This window comes from Clostridium aquiflavi (assembly GCF_031344075.1).
Lineage (GTDB): Bacteria > Bacillota > Clostridia > Clostridiales > Clostridiaceae > Clostridium > Clostridium aquiflavi.
This window is the reverse complement of record NZ_JAVJAN010000093.1, coordinates 1-1,782: the sequence shown is the minus strand read 5'-3', so window position 1 is coordinate 1,782 and position 1,782 is coordinate 1. Positions and strand designations below refer to the sequence as shown.

Here is a 1,782-nt window from a genome sequence, read left to right as displayed (position 1 = left end):
TTTAAATACATCTCATGTTAAGGTTAAACCCATAGTAAAATAGCCATTCTCTAAAATCAATAATATCACTAAAGCATTGAAACTTCAAGGTTTTAAGGAAACTTTCCCAGCCGATTGTAAAATTCTCCGAAAAATTTTCAAAGATTACTTTAGCCCTGTAATTTCAATGGATTAATGAGTTTTACATAAATTTATGGCTGGTAAAATAGAATGTTTAATATTCTATTTAAACTGTACACTTTCTTAGTATTGAATAATAAAAAATCACAAATCCAATTCTTTGAATAATGCGATTTTACACTCTGTTATTTATTTTTATAACTTAGAATAAATTCTATCAGGCATATGTTTTAAAATAAATGCCATAACTCCCCACCTTTTAGTTACATATGCTATTTTCTTTCTTTGTTTTATTTTATCATATATTTGATATGATGCTTTTTCAAGTGGTTGAACCCAAAATAATCCTTCTCCTTTAGCCATATCTGTATCTACCAATCCAGGTCTAATATCTGTTATTGTTATATTAGAGTTACTTTTTCTAACTTTACATCTTATGCCTTCTAAATAATTAGAAAGAAATGCTTTAGAAGCGTTATATGAAGGTGCCCCTCTACTTCCTCTTAACCCCCCAACAGATGATATTACCACTAATTGGCCAGAGTTTTTTTCCATGAAATGTTTTAATGAAATATTAATCATTGATGTAACTCCAGATACATTAACATCAATTACTTCTTTTTCCTTATTCCAATCTAATTCTTCATTTAAATCTCCAATACCTGAAGTTATTATTATTAAATCTACACCACCCATTTCATTAATTAATTCAGTTAATTTGTTCATTGCTTCATCTTGTTTAGAAATATCAATACTTTTTATATATGATTTTGTAGGTAGTTCTTTTTGAAGCTCAGATAACAAGTTACTTCTTCTTGCAGCTAATCCTAGATTATATTTCTCTTTTGAAAAAATTTTTGCTAATTCTCTTCCAATTCCACTACTTGCACCAATAATAATTGCCTTATCCATAAAACGTTCCCCCCTTTAAACCAACTTGTTTAATAAACTGAATTCATCAGCTTTGTTTACACATTTCAACAAATTCAATAGGATGTTGAATAATTTTTGAAATTTCCTCTATAGAATATCCATTGTTAAGATAACGTTTTGCTATAACTGTCATAGATTCTCCTATCTCTATAATATGATGGTCAGGGTCATAAATACGAACAACTCTTTGTTGCCATTCATGTTTTTTAGGCTGATGAACATATTCAATATTTTCATACTCTTGTATCTTTTGCATAAATGCTTCAAAATTATCTACCTCAAAATATAATTCCATATTATTTGACTTCTCCTTAACAGAATTAGCAGATAAATTTGTAAGCCACGCAAAATCCTCTTGTATTGCAAACCCACCACTAAACGTTACATTTTTACCTAAATCAAGAATAACTTTTTGGTCAAATAGTTCCTTATAAAACTGTTTAGAAACATTAACATCTTTCACTGCTAATAGTGCCAATTTAAATTCCATATGTTATCTTTAGTAAGAGAATGTATTATAATTACCAAACTCTTACTAAAGTTCACCACCTCTCATTTTATATACTTTTAAGTGTATAACAAGTTATTATTTCACATTGTATTTTAATATGTTATTTATTTCCAAACTCAATATTGTACGAATAAAAAACTCATTTAAGAAACTCATTAACAAACTGAAATTTAAGGTCTTAAATCTCTATAAACTCTACAGAATTACCATGCTGTTTA

At 27.8% G+C, this 1,782-nt stretch carries 2 protein-coding genes; both read right to left on the bottom strand.

The window, feature by feature from the left end:
- Positions 1-315: 315 nt before the first annotated feature.
- Positions 316-1,032, bottom strand: a complete 717-nt coding sequence (locus RGC78_RS16060; RefSeq protein WP_309556955.1) for an SDR family NAD(P)-dependent oxidoreductase — start codon at positions 1,030-1,032, stop codon at positions 316-318.
- A gap of 46 nt (positions 1,033-1,078) precedes the next feature.
- Positions 1,079-1,543, bottom strand: a complete 465-nt coding sequence (locus tag RGC78_RS16055) for a glyoxalase/bleomycin resistance/dioxygenase family protein (protein WP_252216898.1) — start codon at positions 1,541-1,543, stop codon at positions 1,079-1,081.
- Positions 1,544-1,782: the final 239 nt, after the last annotated feature.

Excerpts from the sequence above, each read along its gene's own strand:
- RGC78_RS16060 (WP_309556955.1), bottom strand. The coding sequence starts at position 1,032 with ATGGATAAGGCAATTATTATTGGTGCAAGTAGTGGAATTGGAAGAGAA.
- RGC78_RS16055 (WP_252216898.1), bottom strand. The coding sequence starts at position 1,543 with ATGGAATTTAAATTGGCACTATTAGCAGTGAAAGATGTTAATGTTTCT.